Annotated in this window: 16 protein-coding genes; 10 read left to right on the forward strand and 6 right to left on the reverse strand. The window is 63.7% G+C overall.

Annotated features, from left to right (window positions below):
• Positions 1–48: 48 nt before the first annotated feature.
• The 3 genes from MB84_RS07405 to MB84_RS07415 all read left to right on the forward strand — a co-directional run bounded on the left by MB84_RS07405 (position 49) and on the right by MB84_RS07415 (position 3,256).
• Positions 49–1,353, forward strand: a complete 1,305-nt coding sequence (locus tag MB84_RS07405) for an ABC transporter substrate-binding protein (protein WP_046291316.1) — start codon at positions 49–51, stop codon at positions 1,351–1,353.
• A 128-nt stretch (positions 1,354–1,481) separates the two neighbouring features.
• A complete protein-coding gene (locus tag MB84_RS07410; RefSeq protein WP_046291317.1) occupies positions 1,482–2,357 on the forward strand; it encodes a carbohydrate ABC transporter permease in 876 nt (291 codons plus the stop codon).
• Positions 2,354–3,256, forward strand: a complete 903-nt coding sequence (locus MB84_RS07415; RefSeq protein WP_245725504.1) for a carbohydrate ABC transporter permease — start codon at positions 2,354–2,356, stop codon at positions 3,254–3,256. The genes MB84_RS07410 and MB84_RS07415 overlap by 4 nt, the downstream gene beginning before the upstream one ends.
• 191 nt (positions 3,257–3,447) lie before the next feature.
• Here MB84_RS07415 and MB84_RS07420 read toward each other — a convergent pair whose 3' ends face one another.
• From MB84_RS07420 to rarD, 3 genes are all read right to left on the reverse strand, one after another.
• Positions 3,448–3,909 carry a universal stress protein gene (locus tag MB84_RS07420; protein WP_046291318.1) on the reverse strand — a complete coding sequence of 154 codons (462 nt, stop codon included), beginning with the start codon at positions 3,907–3,909 and terminating at the stop codon, positions 3,448–3,450.
• Between the two features lie 211 nt (positions 3,910–4,120).
• Positions 4,121–4,375 carry a hypothetical protein gene (locus tag MB84_RS07425; RefSeq protein ID WP_052253000.1) on the reverse strand — a complete coding sequence of 85 codons (255 nt, stop codon included), beginning with the start codon at positions 4,373–4,375 and terminating at the stop codon, positions 4,121–4,123.
• Between the two features lie 95 nt (positions 4,376–4,470).
• Positions 4,471–5,376: an EamA family transporter RarD gene (rarD, locus tag MB84_RS07430; protein ID WP_046291319.1), complete on the reverse strand. Its 906-nt coding sequence runs from the start codon at positions 5,374–5,376 to the stop codon at positions 4,471–4,473.
• Between the two features lie 202 nt (positions 5,377–5,578).
• Here rarD and hisN point away from each other — a divergent pair, with 202 nt between their 5' ends.
• A complete protein-coding gene (gene hisN / locus MB84_RS07435) occupies positions 5,579–6,376 on the forward strand; it encodes a histidinol-phosphatase (protein ID WP_046291320.1) in 798 nt (265 codons plus the stop codon).
• Between the two features lie 66 nt (positions 6,377–6,442).
• Here the strand turns inward: hisN and MB84_RS07440 are convergent, their stop codons facing one another.
• On the reverse strand, positions 6,443–7,774 hold the full coding sequence (locus MB84_RS07440) for an MATE family efflux transporter (protein WP_046291321.1): 1,332 nt from the start codon (positions 7,772–7,774) through the stop codon (positions 6,443–6,445).
• Positions 7,771–8,022, reverse strand: coding sequence for a hypothetical protein (locus tag MB84_RS30500; RefSeq protein WP_169834989.1), 252 nt, complete (start codon positions 8,020–8,022; stop codon positions 7,771–7,773). Before MB84_RS30500 ends, MB84_RS07440 begins: the two co-directional genes overlap by 4 nt.
• 10 nt (positions 8,023–8,032) lie before the next feature.
• Between MB84_RS30500 and MB84_RS07445 the strand changes: the two genes are divergently transcribed.
• From MB84_RS07445 to MB84_RS07465, 5 genes are all read left to right on the forward strand, one after another.
• Positions 8,033–8,389: a YXWGXW repeat-containing protein gene (locus MB84_RS07445; RefSeq protein WP_169834990.1), complete on the forward strand. Its 357-nt coding sequence runs from the start codon at positions 8,033–8,035 to the stop codon at positions 8,387–8,389.
• Positions 8,390–9,022: 633 nt separating this feature from the next.
• The gene (gene aspT, locus MB84_RS07450; protein WP_046291322.1) at positions 9,023–10,711 is read left to right on the forward strand and encodes an aspartate-alanine antiporter; all 1,689 of its coding nucleotides are present in this window, start codon (positions 9,023–9,025) and stop codon (positions 10,709–10,711) included.
• Between the two features lie 60 nt (positions 10,712–10,771).
• Entirely contained in the window at positions 10,772–12,457 is a 1,686-nt protein-coding gene (aspT, locus tag MB84_RS07455) for an aspartate-alanine antiporter (RefSeq protein ID WP_046291323.1), read from the forward strand.
• 119 nt (positions 12,458–12,576) lie between these two features.
• Positions 12,577–14,187 carry a bifunctional aspartate transaminase/aspartate 4-decarboxylase gene (locus MB84_RS07460; protein WP_046291324.1) on the forward strand — a complete coding sequence of 537 codons (1,611 nt, stop codon included), beginning with the start codon at positions 12,577–12,579 and terminating at the stop codon, positions 14,185–14,187.
• A 498-nt stretch (positions 14,188–14,685) separates the two neighbouring features.
• Positions 14,686–15,918, forward strand: a complete 1,233-nt coding sequence (locus tag MB84_RS07465; protein ID WP_157122655.1) for a ShlB/FhaC/HecB family hemolysin secretion/activation protein — start codon at positions 14,686–14,688, stop codon at positions 15,916–15,918.
• Here the strand turns inward: MB84_RS07465 and MB84_RS07470 are convergent.
• Positions 15,902–16,474, reverse strand: a complete 573-nt coding sequence (locus tag MB84_RS07470; RefSeq protein ID WP_046291326.1) for an SLOG cluster 4 domain-containing protein — start codon at positions 16,472–16,474, stop codon at positions 15,902–15,904. The genes MB84_RS07465 and MB84_RS07470 overlap by 17 nt on opposite strands.
• A 290-nt stretch (positions 16,475–16,764) precedes the next feature.
• On the opposite strand from MB84_RS07470, the gene MB84_RS07475 reads away from it, so the two are divergent.
• Entirely contained in the window at positions 16,765–17,205 is a 441-nt protein-coding gene (locus MB84_RS07475) for a hypothetical protein (protein WP_046291327.1), read from the forward strand.
• Positions 17,206–17,395: the final 190 nt, after the last annotated feature.

Here is a 17,395-nt window from a genome sequence, read left to right on the forward strand (position 1 = left end):
TCACTATTCATCACCTCACCATTACGCTTTCATGGGGAATCCAGGAACATGCGACGCACGATTCTGAAAACGTTTGCGGCCAGTCTGGCCACGCTGGCATTCGGCGGTTTGACGAGCCACGCCATTGCGCAACAGAAGCCGGTTGAGCTCCAGTTCTATTACCCGGTCGCCGTGGGCGGCCCGGTCACGAAGATCATCAACGACCTGGTGGCGGACTTCGAGAAAGACCATCCGACTATCAAGATCAAGCCTGTGTATGCCGGTTCGTATCAGGACTCGGTCGTCAAGGCGCTCACCGCTGCGAAGGCGGGTACGCCGCCGCAACTGGCCGTGCTCGCTGCGGCCGACGTCTTCACGCTGATCGACGAAGACGCCGTCGTACCCATCGACAGCATTGCCGACACGGCCGCCGACAAGCAGTGGCTCGACAGCTTCTACCCGGCGCTGATGCTGAACTCGCGCATCAACGGTCACACCTGGGGCGTGCCGTTCCAGCGCTCGACCATCGTCATGTACTGGAACAAGGACGCCTTCCGCGAAGCCGGTCTCGATCCGGACCGCGCGCCGGCCAACTGGGACGAACTCGTGAGCTACGCGCAGAAGCTGACCAGGCGCGACGCCTCGGGCAACGTGACGCAGTGGGGCATCAAGGTCCCGTCTGTCGGATTCGCCTACTGGCTGTTCCAGGCATTTACCACGCCGGCGGGTATCGAGCTGATGAACCCGGCCGGTACGAAGACGTTCCTCAACGCGCCGCAAGCCGTGCAGTCGCTGCAATACTGGGTCGACCTCACGACCAAGTACAAGGTGATGCCCACGGGCGCAATCGAGTGGGGTACCACGCCGAAGGATTTCCTCGAGAAGAAGACCGCGATCATCTACACGACGACGGGCAACCTGACCAACATCCGCACCAACGCCTCTTTCCCGTTCGGCGTGGGCAAGATGCCGACGAAGGTGCGCGGCGGCAGCCCCACGGGCGGCGGCAACTTCTACATCTTCAAGAAGTCGACGCCGGAAGAAAAGCAGGCGGCCATGACGTTCATCAAGTGGGCCACCACGCCTGAGCGTGCTGCGCAGTTCGGTATCGACACGGGCTACGTGGCCGTGACGCCGGCCGCGTGGGAAACCCCGGCGATGAAGGCGTACGTGCAGAAGGTGCCCGCTGCGGCTGTGGCGCGCGATCAGCTCGGCGTGAGCGTCGCCGAGTTCTCGACGCACGACAACCAGCGCGTGACGAAGGCGCTGAGCGACGGCCTGCAAGCTGCGCTCACTGGCACCAAGTCGCCAAAGCAGGCGCTCGACGATGCGCAACGCGAAGCGGATCGTATTCTGCGTCCGTACGCTCGCTGATGTTGGGTTGATGTTGGGTTGATGTTGCCGTAGTGAAATAGTCTGTAGAAACCCGGGCCGTGCTTGTCCCTGTCAAGCATGACAGGGACGCACGGTCCGGTCCCGGGTGCTGAACCGATGGACCGACGATGAACCGTTCTTCCGCCTCATGGGTGCCCTGGCTGCTGTTGTTACCGGCGCTGGTGCTGCTGGTCGCCTTCACCCACTATCCCGCAGCCGCGACGCTGTGGCATAGCGTGTTTTCGACGGCACGCGCCGGTGCATCGTCCGTGTATGTCGGACCCGAGAACTATCAGGCGCTCGCGGACGATCCCGTCTTCTGGCAAGCGTTGCGCAACAACCTCCTGTTCGCGCTGGTCACGGTGCCCGTGGCGATCGTGCTGTCGATCGTCATGGCGCTGTGGGTGCATCGTCAGGTGCCTGGGCGCGCGCTGCTGCGTCTGGCGTACTTCACGCCAGCGATCTTGCCGATGATCGCCGTGGCTAACATCTGGCTCTTCTTCTATACGCCGCAGTACGGTCTCATCGCGCAGATCTCGCAGGCGTTCGGCTGGGGCGACCACAACTGGCTCGGACAGCCTGGCACCGCGCTGCCCGCGCTCATGGTTGTGACGATCTGGAAAGAGGCTGGCTTCTTCATGATCTTCTATCTGGCCGCGTTGCAGCAGATTTCGCCGACGCTCGCCGAAGCGGCGGCGCTCGAAGGGGCGTCGCGCTGGCAGTTCTTTCGTCGCGTGCAATGGCCGCTGCTGATGCCGACGACCGTGTTCGTGGTGATCAATGCGGTCATCAACGCGTTCCGTCTGGTCGATCACGTGGTGGTGATGACGCGCGGCGGCCCCGATAACGCCACGCAATTGCTGCTGTACTACATCTATCAGGTGGCTTTCAGTTTCTGGGATACGTCGTACGCGGCGGCGCTCACGGTGGTGCTGCTCACGCTGCTGGCCATCGTCGCTTTCGTGAAATTCCGTCTGCTCGACTCACGTACGCATTACCAATGACGACTTCTGCCAATCCCTCTTCCGCGACGGGGACGTCGGACGCCGCCGCCCGTGCGGGCAAAGCGTCTGCGTCGCTTCCAGCCTTCTCCCCGACGGGACGCGCGAACCTGCTGGACGTCACCGGCGCATGGCTGCTCGGCCTGCTGTGGCTGCTGCCGCTGCTCTACGGTGTCTGGAGTGCGATCCACCCGTCCGCCTACGCCACGCGCTTCGTGCTCGACGCACCGCTCACGCTCGAGAACTTCGTTCACGCGTGGCAGGCGGCGCCGTTCGGGCGCTATCTCATCAATACGTTCGTGCTGGTGACGGTCATTCTCGTGGCGCAAATCGTGCTCGCCACGCTGGCCGCCTACGCGTTCGCGCGCTTCACGTTCCGGGGCCGCGAAGTGGCGTTCATGATCGTGCTGGTGCAACTGATGGTGATGCCGGACGTGCTGATCGTGGAGAACTACCGCACCATCGCATGGCTGGGGCTGCGCGACACGATTCTGGGCATTGCACTACCGTACTTCGCGTCTGCATTCGGCATCTTCTTGTTGCGCCAGGCGTTCAAGACGGTGCCGCGTGAGCTCGACGATGCGGCGCGCGTGGAGGGCGCCAACGCGTGGCAGGTGCTGTGGCGCGTGTACGTGCCGCTCGCGCGGCCGGTGTACGTGGCGTATGCGCTCGTGTCGATCAGTCACCACTGGAACAACTTCCTGTGGCCGCTGATCGTGACGAACTCGGTGGAGACGCGTCCGCTGACGGTCGGCTTGCAAGTCTTCGCGGCGACCGATCAGGGCATCGACTGGTCGTTGATCACGGCGGCTACGCTCATGACTGCGGCACCGTTGTTCATCGCGTTCCTGCTGTTCCAGCGTCAGTTCGTGCAGTCGTTCATGCGCGCGGGGATTCGCTGAAAGCAAAACGGCACGCGGGGGCGCGTGCCGTTTTGTCGTCTGACCTATCGTCGTCTGACCTATCGTCGTCTGACCTATCGTCGTCTGACCTATCGTCGCCTGACGTAGCGGCCTTTGCGGACTGCCGATGCCTTCGGGGGCAGCGAGCCGGTTGTGCGAACGTCAGGTCTGCGCTCGGGGTGTTGCCGAAGTTATTGGTCGGCGGCCTTCACGAGCAGCACTGGCACCGTGGTGATACGCAGCAGCGTTTCGGCCACGCTGCCCAGCAGCAGACGGTTGATGCCTCGACGTCCGTGCGTACCGAGCACGATCACATCGGCGTTCCATTCTTGCGCTTCACGCAGCACGGCGTCGGCGATCTCGTCCGTGCCCGCTTCGAGCGTGATCATCTTCGTCTCGGCATCGACGCCGCGCTTTTGCAGGTCGGCCTTGGCGTTTGCCAGAATCTCGTCCGTTTCCTTCTCGAACGACTCCTGGCTCTCCAGGGGGACGAAGCCGCTGTAGGCACCGGCGGCGTAGGCGTTGGCGAGGGACGGCACGACCGAGACCAGGCGAATCTTGCCCTGGCTGAGTGCGACGAGCTTGACCGCCTCGTCGATAGCGCGGTTCGAGGGCGTGCTGCCGTCGATCGAAACCAGAATGCGTTCGTACATGATGGTGTCCTCTTGGGGCTGAAATTCCTGCGGCAATCGGGAAAACGCATCCCATTCTCCCACCGCGTGCCCTGAAAGTCATCCCAGACTCGGGGAGCGGCTTTGACCGCGCGCAATAACCCATCGGAATGCCAACGGCCGGCGCGCGCATGAGTGTCGCGCGGTGCCGGCAGTCAAAACGTCGGTGAGACGCGAGCGCTCAGAGGTGCGTTTAGCTCGGGTGACAGGCGATCACGAGATTGGCGACGCCACCGTTCACGTCGCGCGTGAGGATGTCGTATCCCTTTTGCGCGCACTGCGTGCGGGCGCGCTGGTCGCAGTCGCCCGAATTGGTGGCGGAGCACTGGATTTGCTGCGTGGCGCGTCCGTCGGAAGTGAACAGCGGTGCAGACGTGCCGCAGGCGGACAGCGTCACCGTGAGAAGCCCCGAGGAAAGCAGAATGGCGGTTCTGGCGAGATTTTTCATAGTCGTTGTCGTACAAGCTTTCGCGAGTATAGCGCGCCGATGTTGCCATGCACGAGGTCGTGCCCGGCAACCCACCGCCAGCCCGACCGCGCGCCTTACAGCGGTGCCGCCCGCCGCAATCGCTGGCGGCGCAGCGTGCGCACGCTGTCGAACACGATGAGCGCCACGCCGATCCAGATCGGCACGTAGGTCCAAAGCCCGCGCTCGGTAAACGGCTCGCCCAGTAGCGTGATCGAAACAGCGAACAGCAGCACCGGTTCCACGTAACCAAGAATGCCGTAAAGCCCGATAGGCAACACGCGTGCGGCAGCGAATGTGCTGGCGAGCGCGCTCGCGCTGAGCAGACCCAGCGCGGGCAGCCAGAACCAGAAGCGCGGCTCGGCCAGCACCGGCGCGTTCTGCGCCCACGCGTGCCAGACCAGGAAGACCGCGACCGGCGCCATGGCGAGCATCTCCAGAATGAAGCCGCTCAGGGCGTCCAGATGCAGGCGACGGCGCAGCAGGAAGTAGGGCGGGTAGCCGAACATGATGACGGCCGTTACCCAGGACAGCGCTCGCGTTGCCCACAGTTCATGCGCGACCCCGAGCGCGGCGAAGACGACGGCCGCCGTCTGCAACGGGCTCAGGCGCTCCTTGTAGACGGTGCGACCCGCCAGCACCATCGTGAGCGGCAGGAGAAAGTAACCGAGCGAGGCGTCGAGCATGCGCTGTTGCAGCGGCGCCCAGACGAACAGCCAGAGCTGAACGCCCAGCATTGCGGCGCACAACAGGACTGCGCCGAGCAGCGCGGGGCGGTGAAAGACGTGCGAGAACGTGCTGCGCACGACCTCCCAGCGGCGCAACGCCGTGACGATGACCAGCGTGCCGGGCAGGGTGAGCAGGATGCGCCATGCAAAGACGTCCAGTCCCGAGAGGGGCGACAATTGCGCCACGAGCGCGGGCATGACGGAAAACATGACCGACGCCGATACGGAAAGCATCACGCCGCGACCGGAAAGCATGGGAGTCCTGTGGAAGGGGGCAAATCAGGCCGCGAGCATAGCAAATTTGCACCAGTATTGGGCGCTCCCGGCGCTCGGCCCGCGAGGTATATTGGTGCGCGCAATGTCGTCGCTGCGTCACGGGTGAACGCGTATCATCGCGATTCATAGAGTGTCTTCACCATTTACCGCACCGTGCGGCACCTTTGCAGGAGATTCGTGCATGTCGTCCGTCCCCGCTGTGGCCGAGTATGCGGCGTTCGCCGCCTCGCTAGCCGACGCCGTCCGCCCGCTGTCGATGGGCTGGTTCCGCCGCCGTCTTGCGGTCGACGACAAGGCCGACGAAAGCCCCGTCACGATTGCTGACCGCGAAGTCGAAACGGCGTTGCGCGAGCGGATCGCCGCGCGCTATCCGTCGCACGGCATCTGGGGCGAAGAATTCGGTAGGACCGGTGTGGACGCCGAGTTCGTCTGGTCGGTCGATCCGATCGACGGCACGCGCAGCTTCATCACGGGGCATCCGCTGTGGGGCACGTTGCTCGCGCTCCTGCAAAACGGCAACCCGGTCGTCGGGGTGATCGATATGCCTGCCACTGGCGAGCGCTGGGTCGGGGTGAACGACGCCGCTGCGGGTGTGCGCGAAGCGCGCTTCGGTGGCGAACTGTGTGCGACGAGCCCGGTCACGACGCTGGCTGACGCAGCCGTCTATGCCACGTCGCCCGACATTTTCGATGCGGCGGAGTATGCTCGATTCGAACGCTTGACGAAGGCGGTCAGCCGCCGTCGTTTCGGTGGCGATTGCTACGCCTACGGGCTGCTCGCGAGCGCGCACATCGAACTGGTGATGGAAGCGGGCTTGCAGACGTACGACTATCTGGCTGTCGCGCCGGTGGTCGAGGCGGCGGGGGGTGTCATTACCGATTGGGAAGGCAAGCCGCTGACGCTCACGTCGCAGGGACAGGTGCTGGCCGCCGCAAACGCCGAGCTGCACGGCGCGGCGCTGGCGTGCATTCGCGACTGAGGTCGCAGCAAGCCACGCGGTGAAGGGGAGGGGCCTCCGAGGCCTGTCCCCTTCAGATCGTCTGAATCAAGCCGCCTGACGGGGCATGCCGCGCCAGATGCGCGGCAGCAGCACGCCGAGCACAACACCGCGCGTGGCGAGGAACGCCATCAGCGCGACCCACAAGCCGTGATTGCCCCATGCCGCCAACGTCATGGGCATCACCGTGCCAAACACCAGCAAGCCGATCAGCGACGACGTGAGCAATTCGCGCGTACGCGTTGCGCCGATAAAGACACCATCCAGTTGAAAACACCAGACGGCGACGATGGGCGAGAGCACCGCCCACGGCAGGAATTCGCGCGCGGTTTCGCGCAGCGTCGCCTGATCGGTGAGCGCATCGATAATGACGCCACCGGCCATCGCATAGACGAGCGCGAACGCCACGGCGCACCCGAGCGCCCATCCCAGCGAGAGCCGGATTGCGTGCAAGAGCGCCTGCCGTTGCTGCGCGCCGATGTACGCGCCGACAAGGGCTTCGGCGGCATGGGCGAATCCGTCGAGGCCGTAAGCCATGAACGTCTGGAAGTTGAGCAGCAGGGCGTTGGCGGCGAGTGTGGTGTCGCCCAGACGCGCCCCGACGCGTGCGAACCACGCGAACGCCAGTTGCAGGAACAGCGTGCGCAGGAAGATGTCCAGATTCAGGCGCAGCAAACGCCAGAGCGCGGCGCGCTCGACGAGCGTGGCCACGCGCAACGGCGGCAGATCGGGCGTGCGCGCAAGCCAGAGCAGCCACGCCCCTAGCACGAAACCAAGCAGATCGGCCAGCGCTGTCGCCCACGCAATGCCAGCCACACCCCAACCGAAGCCGCGAACGAAAGCGAGCACCGCGACGATGTTCGCCACATTGATGAACACTTGCACCGCCAGCCCCTGACGCACACGCTGACACGCGAGCAAATAGCCGAGCACCACGTAATTGCCGAGGGCAAAGGGCGCGGCGAGGATACGGATGCTGGCGTACTCCCGTGCAAGCGCTTGCACCTGGTCGCTGCCGCCGAGCCACGAGACGCCCAGCGACACCAGCGGCACGCGCAACACGAGCAACACCGCACCGATGGCGAAGGCCAGCGCCAGCGCACGCGCGAGCGTGTCGCGAAGCCGCTGTGCGTCTCGCGCGCCGAAGGCCTGCGCCGCCAGGCCGGTCGTGCCCATGCGCAGGAACGAGAATCCCCAGAAGATCAGGTTGAGCAGCAGCCCGCCGAGCGCGACACCGCCGAGATAGGCCGGGCCTGGAAGATGGCCGGCCACGGCGGTGTCCACGGCCGAGAGCAGGGGCTGGGTGAGATTGGCGAGCACGATCGGCACCGCCAGACGAAGCAATTGCCGGTGACCGGCGGCCGCAGGGGCAGGGTTCATGGGTGAGCAGTGCGGCAGCCGTTCATGGAGGCGCCGTCGGAATCCGCACGGGGCGGCAGGTTGTGAGTGCGCCGATTATAAGGTTTCGTGACGTCGTGACGCGCATCGCACGCGATGTGGGCCGATGATGCGGGCAAGCGGACGGTACAATGTGTCACTTCTCTGTCTTCACCGAAAGTCTGCGCAATGTCGACTTCGTCGCTTTCAATGGTCACGCCCGCAACGTCCATCAGGTCCATCACGTCCATCACGTCCGTCGTGAGCGTCCTCGTTGCACATCGCCCTCATCGTCGCTTTGCGCTGGTGGCCGCACTGTGTCTGGCAAGCCTGCCCGCGCTGGCCGACGTGACGCTGCAACGCGGTCCGCCGCCGCCGCGCTTCGAAGATCCGCACGCCGCACCCAAGGGGGAGTTCTGGGTGCCGGGCTACTGGCAGTGGAAAGACGGTCGCTACGACTGGGTGGACGGACACATGGAAGCCAAGCGCCCCGGCATGCGCTATACCCCGCCGCACTGGGAAGAGACCGGTGTCCATGAATGGACGCTGCGCGACGGCAAGTGGGACGCCACCGGTTGGGGGCCGGGCACCCTCCACGAAATCCGCGCACCGAAGTAACTCCCTCGTCTGACGTCCTGCGCCATCCGTCACGCGATGGCGACGGCTTCCGCCCGTTCCGGCCGCCGTGCCCCTGCGGCATCCTGTCGCGGAACCTGAAAAATTTTCATCCATCCTCTGTGCGATTTTCCTCAGGGCCGACGTTGCTATCGCGCGATTTCGCGGGCGCTGTCGACACGCCGCCCGCGTGGCCGACGTTCATCGACTATTAATCAGGATTCCGACATAGTGGGTGAAATTGAGGACTTGACGCGCACAAGGCGCGGACCTTACGCGAAACCTGTTGACACGTCCGGAACGTTGAACAACACTATGCCGACATCGCGTCGCCTCGAAATGCGGAACAGTCGCAGATAGCGTAATTTTAATTACTTGTGCTAGCTAATTGCGCGACGATCGCGTAGTTGGCGCCGGTAATAAGTGCGCCGTGTGCGCCCTCCCTACATAAACGCCAGGCGGTTCCCGCAAGGTGCAAAACGTACGACCGATGCACGGTCTGCTGTCTCCCGATTGACGTGGCCGATGCCACGACAATCTGTCGTTCTCTGTCGTTCTCTGATGTCTCGTATGCCGGACGTATGCCGCCAAGTGCGGTAGCCCGTCGCCGAAGTGCGACATGTGGCAGGAGCCTGTATGCAGTGTTCAGTTCCGCTGTTCAATGCCGTGCCGTTGATTACCGTGTTCGTTTGCGTCGTCCTGGGCCAACTCCTGGGGCGCATCAGGTTCGGCCCGATTCAGCTCGGTGGCGTGTGCGGTGCGCTGCTTGTCGCGTTACTCGTAGGACAGACCGGCTGTATGGTCGAAGGCTCGCTCAAGGATTTCGCTTTTGCGCTGTTCATCTTCGCGATGGGCTTTTCTGCCGGTCCGCAGTTCGTTGAGAACCTGAACCTGCGCGGCCTGCGCTTCGGCGTGCTGTCCATCATCGAAGTGGTGTTCGTGTTCGGCATCGTGATGCTGGCCGTGAAATTCCTCAGTCTCGATCCGGGCACGGCGGGCGGTCTGGCGGCCGGTGCTGCAACGGAATCGGCGATGGTCGGTACGGCCATTGAAGCGCTGGGACGTCTCGGGCTCGATCCGGAAGCCTTCAAGGCCTGGCAGGCCAACGTCGTCACGGCTTATACGCTGACGTATGTGTTCGGCCTCATCACCATCGTGCTGTTCACTAATCTGCTCGCCCCGCGTTTGCTCGGCATCGATCTGAAGGCCGATAGCGCACGTCTTGCCAAGGAAATGGAAGACGAGAACGGTGACGAGCTTGGCGCACCGGCCGCGCCCGATCTGGTGGGCCGCAGTTATCGCGTCGCACACCCCGGACTCTCCGTCGCCGCGCTCGAAGCCGCGCTGGACGGGCGGGTCGCTATCGAACGGGTGCGCCGCGCCGCGACGCAAGTGGCCGTCGCGCAGAACCTCACGCTGGACCTCAACGACGAACTGCTGCTCGACGGACGTCGCGACGCCATGCTCGAAGCGCATGCGCTTATCGGCCCGGAAGTCCCGGGCACCGAGACGAGCGACATCGTGCTCGTGGAGCGCGATTTCATCATGACGAACAAGGAAGCCGAAGGGCGCACCGTGGCCGATCTGCGACGCGAAGCGCCGGTCGAGCTACGCCACGGCGTGTTCGTCAAATCCGTCAAACGCATGGGCATGCAGTTGCCTTCGCTCAACAAAATCCCGCTGCAACGGGGTGACGTGGTGACGCTGCAAGGCTTGCAGGAAGACGTCGAACGCGCGGGTGCCGTCATGGGCAAATCCGTACCGCACGGCAACAAGACGAGCCTTGTCTTCGTGGGCCTTGCGCTGATCGTCGGCCTTTGCATCGGGCACTTGTCGGTGCACATCGGCGGCGCGCCGATGACGCTCGGCTCGGGCGGCGGCGCGCTGGTCTCGGGGCTGGCGAGCGGTTGGCTGCTGTCGCGTCGACCGACGTGGGGCACGTTCCCGCCAGCCGCATACGAATTGCTCAAAGACCTCGGGCTGGCGGTGTTCGTGGTGTGCGTCGGCCTGTCGGCCGGGCCGCAGGCGGCGGTGCTGCTGCGCGAGCACGGCATGGCGTTGCCGGTGGTGGGGATCTGCGTTTCGCTCATTCCGGCGCTCGTGTCGCTGTGGGTGGGCCACAAGTTGCTGCGTATCGACGGCCCGATTCTCATCGGCGCCATTGCGGGTCAGCAAGCCAGCACGCCTGCCATTAGTGCAGTGGTGCAAACCGCGAACAGCGCATTGCCGGTCGTCGGGTACACGGTGACGTACGCCCTGTCGAACGTGTTGCTGCCGCTCATGGGGCCGGCGGTGGTTTTCGTCGCCCATCAGTTTTCGCGTTAGCGAGGCGGCGCCGGCTCCCCCGCCAGCGACCGCATTCATCTTTTTGACGGAGGTTCTGCCGTGGAACTGGTGCATACGATTCTGAATCATGTCCCGGAGGTCGCGATTTTCCTGTCGCTCGCCATCGGGTACGCCATCGGGTCGATCAAGTTCGGTTCGTTCCAGCTAGGGGGCGTAGGTGGCTCGCTGCTGGTGGCCGTGGTCGTCTCCCAAATCGGTATTTCGGTCGACGCCGGCGTGAAGAGCATCATGTTCGCGCTGTTCATCTACGCCGTGGGTTATGAAAGCGGACCGCAGTTCTTCAGCTCGCTCTCGCGCAAAACGCTGCGTGAGATCGGCATGGCCTTGTTTCTTGCGGCGTCCGGTCTGGTCACGGTGCTGATCTGCGCGAAAATCTTCGGCTTCGACAAGGGCCTCGCGGCCGGTGTGGCGGGCGGCGGTCTCACCCAGTCCGCCATCATCGGCACGGCGGGCGACGCCATTTCGCGCCTCGGCTTGCCCGCAGACGAAGTGAAGCGCCTGCAATCCGAAGTCGCCATCGGTTACGCGGTGACGTACATCTTCGGCAGTCTGGGCGCGATCATCGTGTGCGCGTCGCTCGTGCCGAAGCTCATGGGCCGCACGCTCAAGGACGACGCCAAGAAGGCCGAACTCGAAATGGCCGGTGGCCGCGCGGTCCTCTCCGCCGATCAGGTCGACTCGCTGCCGGCGCTCGTGGGCCGCGTCTATCGCGTGACGACCGGTGCGGGCAAGCGCGTCGTCGATATCGAGAAGCAACTGACCGATGGCGTGACCATCGAACGGCTGCGCCGCAACGGCAAGATCATTATCGCGACCGACGATCTCGTGCTCGAAGCGGGCGACGACGTCATGCTCATCGGTCGGCGTGAAGCGGCCACCGAGGCCTGGCGTCTGCTCGGTGACGAACAACGCCCGTCGGCCGATCTCGATATCGCACTGCGCATGCAGGAAGTCGTGTTCGCGCGCAAGGGCGGCAACGGCAAGACGCTCGGCGAACTCAAGGCCGGTGTGGAACGCGACGTCAAGCATGGCGTGTACATCGCGAAGATCACGCGGATGGGCCAGCCTTTGCCGATTCTCGACGACACCGTCGTTTATCACGGCGACGTGGTCACGCTGTACGGTGCCGACAGCGACGTGCAACGTGCCGCCAAGGAAGCGGGTTATCCGGTCGCGTACTCGGTGAAGACGGACTACGTGTACATGGGCATCGGCATCGTCGTGGGCTTGCTGATCGGCTACATCGTGGTCAAGGTCGGCGGCATTCCGCTGACGCTGGGCAGCGGCGGCGGTGCGCTGCTCGCGGGGCTGGTCTTCGGCTGGCTGCGTGGCAAGCATCCGACGTTCGGCGCCATGCCGCTCGCGGCAAGCTCGCTGCTCAAGGAGTTGGGGCTGGCGACGTTCGTGACCTGCGTGGGGCTCTCCGCCGGCGCGCAGGCCTGGCAGACGTTGCAGCAAAGCGGCGTCTCGATCTTCGTCGCCGGGGTGATCGTCACCATCGTGCCGCTGTTGCTCACCTATCTGTTCGGACGCTATGTGCTGCGCTACGACAACGTGGCCATTCTGGCCGGCGCGCTGTCCGGCTCGCGCAGTGCGAACCCGGCCTTCGGCGAAATCCTGGACAAGGCCGAGAGCAACGTGCCGACCGTGCCGTTCGCCATCACCTACGCCATCGCCAACGTGCTGCTTACGCTGCTCGGACCGCTGGTGGTGTCGCTGACCTGAGGCGACGGCCGTCCCCTGTTGCTTTTATTTAATCGATGCATTCGTCCCGATCGTCCGTCGCTGCCCCCGCAGGACGGCATCGCTATGGGTTGTAAGTGGTTGTTCATGGAGAAATTGCTATGAAATCGAAGGAACTCGACGCACTCGCCAAACTCAGCCCGTTCGAATTCAAGGACACCCTGATCGAACTCGCGCAGGAAAATGGCGCACAGCGCTCGATGCTCAACGCCGGTCGCGGCAACCCGAACTTCCTGGCGCTCGAACCGCGCCATGGGTTCTTCCAACTGGGCCTGTTCGCGCTGTCCGAAGCCGAACGCCAGTTCACGTATATGCCCGAAGGCGTGGGCGGCATTCCGCCGGGCAAGGGCGTGGAAGCCCGCTGGCAAGACTTCGCCCGGGAGAACCAGCACGCGCCGGGCGTGAAGTTCCTCGAAAAATCGATCTCGTACGTGCGCGATCAGATGGGGCTCGTCGTCGAGGATTTCCTCACGGAGATGGTGCACGGCATTCTCGGTTGTAACTATCCGGTGCCGGACCGTATGCTGCGCAATACCGAAAAGATCTCGGCGAAGTATCTGCGTCGCGAGATGGTCGGACGTCATCCGTTCGTGGGCAACTTCGACCTGTTCGCGGTCGAGGGCGGCACCGCAGCCATGACGTACCTGTTCAACACGCTCAAGACGAACCACCTGCTGCAAGCAGGCGATTCGATTGCGCTGGGCATGCCGATCTTCACGCCGTATATCGAGATCCCGGAACTGGCCGACTATCAGCTTCACGAAGTGAATCTGAACGCCGATCCGGACCTGGGCTGGCAGTACTCGAAGAAGGAACTCGACAAGCTGCTCGATCCGAAGATCAAGGCGTTCTTCCTCGTGAACCCGAGCAATCCGCCGTCGGTGAAGCTCGACGACGCCTCGCTCGAACATCTCGCCGGCATCGTCAAGAAGCGCCCGGACCTGATCATCCTGACCGACGACGTCTACGGCACGTTTGCCGACGACTTCCGCTCGCTGTTCGCGATTGCGCCGTACAACACCATCCTCGTGTATTCGTACTCGAAGTATTTCGGGGCGACGGGCTGGCGTCTCGGCGCGATTGCCACGCATGAGAAGAATGTCTTCGACGACAAGATTGCCAAACTGCCCAAGGCGCAGCGCGAAGGGCCCAATGCACGCTATTCGTCGATCACGACGGAGCCGGAAAAGCTCAAGTTCATCGACCGTCTCGTGGCCGACAGCCGCGCTGTGGCGCTCAACCACACGGCAGGTCTGTCCACGCCGCAGCAGGTGCAGATGGCGCTGTTCTCGCTGTTCTGCCTGATGGACGAGCCGGATGCGTATAAGCACGCTGTGAAGCGCATCATCCGCCGCCGCAAGGCCGTGATGTATCGCGCGGCGGGGATCTCGGAAGAAACCGGGCCGACGGCCGTCGACTACTACAACATCCTCGATCTCGAGGTGTTGGGTTCGAAGATCTACGGCAAGGCGTTCGTGGACTGGTTCATGAAGAACATCGATCCGTCGGAGGTGCTGTTCCGTCTGGCCAAGGAAAGCGGCGTCGTGCTGCTGCCGGGGCGCGGTTTCGGCACGTTGCACCCGTCGGGCCGCGTGTCGCTCGCGAACCTCAACGAACCGGACTACATCCAGATCGGTGCGACGGTGCGCAAGCTCATGGATGAGTACAACGAACGCTTCCTCGCTGGCGGAAAAGGTGGGAAGAAGAAGTAATCGACGCGACGACGAGGGTGCTGCGTCCTGACCGGGACGCGGCATCGGCTGGCCCCCCTCGGTCGCCCCTCCATGGCGATCGACCATTGCCCGGGAACCCACTCCCCGGGCTTTTTTTGCGATGTGGAATCGCAAAATAAAACGCCCGCACGAGGCGGGCAAAAATCACTACAGGGGAAGTCACGCGATATGAGTGGCAATCCCATGAAAGAGTTCCCAGGGGTTTTGGGCGTTTCGTGACTGGCAGAGCGTCACCCGATCGACGTAAAATAGGCCCTTGTCGCTACATCACCCCCCCTCATGTCGAACGCGGCGCACGACGCTTGGCTGACGGCAACGGTGCGGGGTGGGATTTTCAGGTGTCGAATGTCGGTAAAACCGGTCGTGCGGAGTTGCCTCCTGCTGGCCGCGTGTCTGAGTGCCGGAATGCCGGTGGGCACGCACGCACAATCTCTCTTCTCGGATCCTAATCCGCCGTGTTTCACTGAGCAGAATGCTGTGTCCTACGGATTGTGGGACCGTGGACTGGCACCTCAGTATTTCGTGCCGCCCCCACCACCGCCGTCACCGCCGGTCGTGCAGGACCCGGGTGCGGCGACCGATCCGATTGCACTGTTCGCAAGCGACGACCCGAATGCGGTCGCTGCGGCCGTCGATCGCGAGGCGGCCACGCGTGCCGCCGATGCGGCCGCAGCTGTGGCTTCGAGTACAACTGCGGCGACTGGTGGCGCGTCCACGTCGTCCGATCCGTCGCAAGCCGTCGCAGCAGACGGCGCGAGTGGCGCCTCTGCCGAGACGGCGGACGCGACGTCGGTCGTCTCCCCGACTCCGCCGTCACCGCCACTGCCCGCAGCCGAATTTGCCGTTGCGCCGGAATTGAGCGCGGACGGCACCGCGATCCATGCCGTCGATATCGACGCCGTGGCCTCGGGCGCTACCGCCGCTGCCACCGACCCGCAACCATTGCCCGACGTTGCACCGCCCAACGCGTTCCTCGCACGCGCATCGTGCCTGCGCGGCATGCCACGTCATGAGAGTCTGGCGAACCGTAACATCCGCATGCTGATGCGTCGCGGACTGGTGGTGCGCGACGACCAGTTGCCTTTCGTTGCGACCCGTAGCCGTACCCCGGGCGAGGGGGCTATCGGGCTACAGGTACTCAACGACCGTCCGTATCAGTTCAATGTCGGCATGAACAACAGCGGTATGACGACCACCGGCAAGATGCAGGGCACCGCCAATCTGCTGATGAACAACCCGCTGGGGATGTACGGCAAGCTCGATACGAAGCTCAGTCAGGATTTGCAGAATGCGCGACGTGACGCGACCAATCGCGATCTGACGGCCAACTATTCGTTGCCCATCGACGCCGACTGGACGGTCGGGATCACCGGCTCCACCAATGCCGCCACGGATCAGATTGCGACGGGCACCACGCAGACGCAGACGCTCCAGTGGCGTGTGCGCCGCGCGTTCGATGTGACGTCCAACGGGACGACCGGCGTCGAGCTGCGCTACAACCGCAGTCGCACCGAAGATCCGAACGCGATCCACACCTACGACAGTTACGCCGAGGTCGGGCTGAGTCACACGCATTATCTGGGGACGTCAAAGCTCGACTTGTCGGTGATGCAGCGGTTGAATGCGCCGTGGATGCCCGCAGCGAGCGGCCCGCCGGGTTGGTCCTATCGCTTCCAGTCCATCGACGCGAAGCTCACCGTACCGTTCTGACGAAGTCCATCACGGTATCGAGCGATACCGTTCTCACGAGCGACGCGGGCATGTCCGCGAAGTGCTCGCTCTCCCCGAAAAGAATCACGGGCTTGCCGTAGTGTACGGCGAGCCCGACTTCGTTGCGCGTGCCGTGATTGCCTGGCAGGGCGACGATGGCGTCGCTGGACAAAACGTTGATGTGATTGCGCGAAAGGGTCCCCGGCGGCGCGTCGGGCAGATGGCGAGGCAGCGGACTGAGGATCGGCACTTCGACGAACGGATTCGGATAGCCGGGCACGGCGCGCAAAGTGCTCGGCGCGTCCATGTGCCCATCGTCTGCCTCATCCGTGCCTGCGACGGTCTCCGTCGGCACGATGCCGATGCTTCGGCCGATGCGTTGCGGCACGGAGCAGAACGCTTCGCTCACGCTCGTCATTACGCCTTGTCCACCGCCGGTAAGCAAGTGAAAGCCAGCGAGCGCCAGCGCACGGCCGAGCGGCACGGCAAGTTCGGGCCACGGCTGTTTGCCGGACCCCATAACGCCAATGGTCTTGGGACGCAGGGGAAAGGTCATATCGGAACGTGAGCCACGCAGAGTGGGGAGGTCAGGGCGCTGCCGATGATAAACGAAGTGTGCAGACGATGTACGTAGACGAAGTGTCCGGGCAAAAAAAACCCGCCGGGTGGCGGGTGAGGAAGCAGGCCTCCCACGGGGAAGTGAAAGCCTGGTCTCGCGAGGTGTTTGCGAGACCCGTGTAGTATCGTGATCCAGACGTCTGTTGGCTATGGGCTAAGTCCTAAAGTGCATGTCAGACGCTTTCCAATTCTGTTTCCTATCCTTTCTGACGTAACCCGGTGCCAGAGATGACCGAACCGACCGAAACCACACCCGCCAGTGCTGCCCAGATCGCTGCCCTGAAGGCGTTGCGTGCCGCGCTGCTTGCCCAGCACAAGGTGCTGATCGACTATGACCGTCAGCAATACGAAGCGGTTTTCGGCGCGGTGCCGACCGGCCGCTTCGTCCAGTTGTTCACCGAAGACCCCTGGTTCCGCTGGCTCGATCCGGTCTCGCGCCTGATCGTCGCACTCGACGAATGGCAGGAGCAGGAACCACCACTGGCTGAGGCGGGCATTGCGCTGGCCGACGAAGCCGCCAGACTGTTCCGTCGTACCGGCGGCGAAGTCGACGAGTTTGGCGAACGCTATCTGCTGGCACTGCAGAAGTCGCCGGAAGCGGGCATGGGACAGAGCCAGGTGATGGCCGCGTTGCGTGCTACGCCGCAGTCGCCCGCCCCCGACGCCTGAAAGCGCAGCGTGCCCGTCGCCTCAAACTGAGAAGGATGCCGAGATGTCGTCCCATGTGTCGGCAAATGAGGAGGCGGGCCGTTGAGCAGGGAGGGGACAGGCCGTCAAGTCGAATATTTGTTCCTTCGCTGACCGTTTTTTGAGCAAGGCTCTTGACAGCCCCTGTTCACGGGGCGACTCAGAAGTCGAT

This window comes from Pandoraea oxalativorans (genome assembly GCF_000972785.3).
GTDB classification, from domain to species: domain Bacteria; phylum Pseudomonadota; class Gammaproteobacteria; order Burkholderiales; family Burkholderiaceae; genus Pandoraea; species Pandoraea oxalativorans.

Bases quoted from the DNA above. Each gene is read 5' to 3' on its own strand.
- MB84_RS07420 (WP_046291318.1), bottom strand. From the start codon at position 3,909: ATGTACGAACGCATTCTGGTTTCGATCGACGGCAGCACGCCCTCGAAC.
- rarD (WP_046291319.1), bottom strand. From the start codon at position 5,376: ATGCTTTCCGGTCGCGGCGTGATGCTTTCCGTATCGGCGTCGGTCATG.
- MB84_RS07405 (WP_046291316.1), top strand. From the start codon at position 49: ATGCGACGCACGATTCTGAAAACGTTTGCGGCCAGTCTGGCCACGCTG.
- aspT (WP_046291322.1), top strand. From the start codon at position 9,023: ATGCAGTGTTCAGTTCCGCTGTTCAATGCCGTGCCGTTGATTACCGTG.
- MB84_RS07425 (WP_052253000.1), bottom strand. From the start codon at position 4,375: ATGAAAAATCTCGCCAGAACCGCCATTCTGCTTTCCTCGGGGCTTCTC.
- MB84_RS07470 (WP_046291326.1), bottom strand. From the start codon at position 16,474: ATGACCTTTCCCCTGCGTCCCAAGACCATTGGCGTTATGGGGTCCGGC.
- MB84_RS07460 (WP_046291324.1), top strand. From the start codon at position 12,577: ATGAAATCGAAGGAACTCGACGCACTCGCCAAACTCAGCCCGTTCGAA.
- MB84_RS07410 (WP_046291317.1), top strand. From the start codon at position 1,482: ATGAACCGTTCTTCCGCCTCATGGGTGCCCTGGCTGCTGTTGTTACCG.
- hisN (WP_046291320.1), top strand. From the start codon at position 5,579: ATGTCGTCCGTCCCCGCTGTGGCCGAGTATGCGGCGTTCGCCGCCTCG.
- MB84_RS30500 (WP_169834989.1), bottom strand. From the start codon at position 8,022: ATGGACGTGATGGACCTGATGGACGTTGCGGGCGTGACCATTGAAAGC.
- MB84_RS07415 (WP_245725504.1), top strand. From the start codon at position 2,354: ATGACGACTTCTGCCAATCCCTCTTCCGCGACGGGGACGTCGGACGCC.
- MB84_RS07440 (WP_046291321.1), bottom strand. From the start codon at position 7,774: ATGAACCCTGCCCCTGCGGCCGCCGGTCACCGGCAATTGCTTCGTCTG.
- MB84_RS07475 (WP_046291327.1), top strand. From the start codon at position 16,765: ATGACCGAACCGACCGAAACCACACCCGCCAGTGCTGCCCAGATCGCT.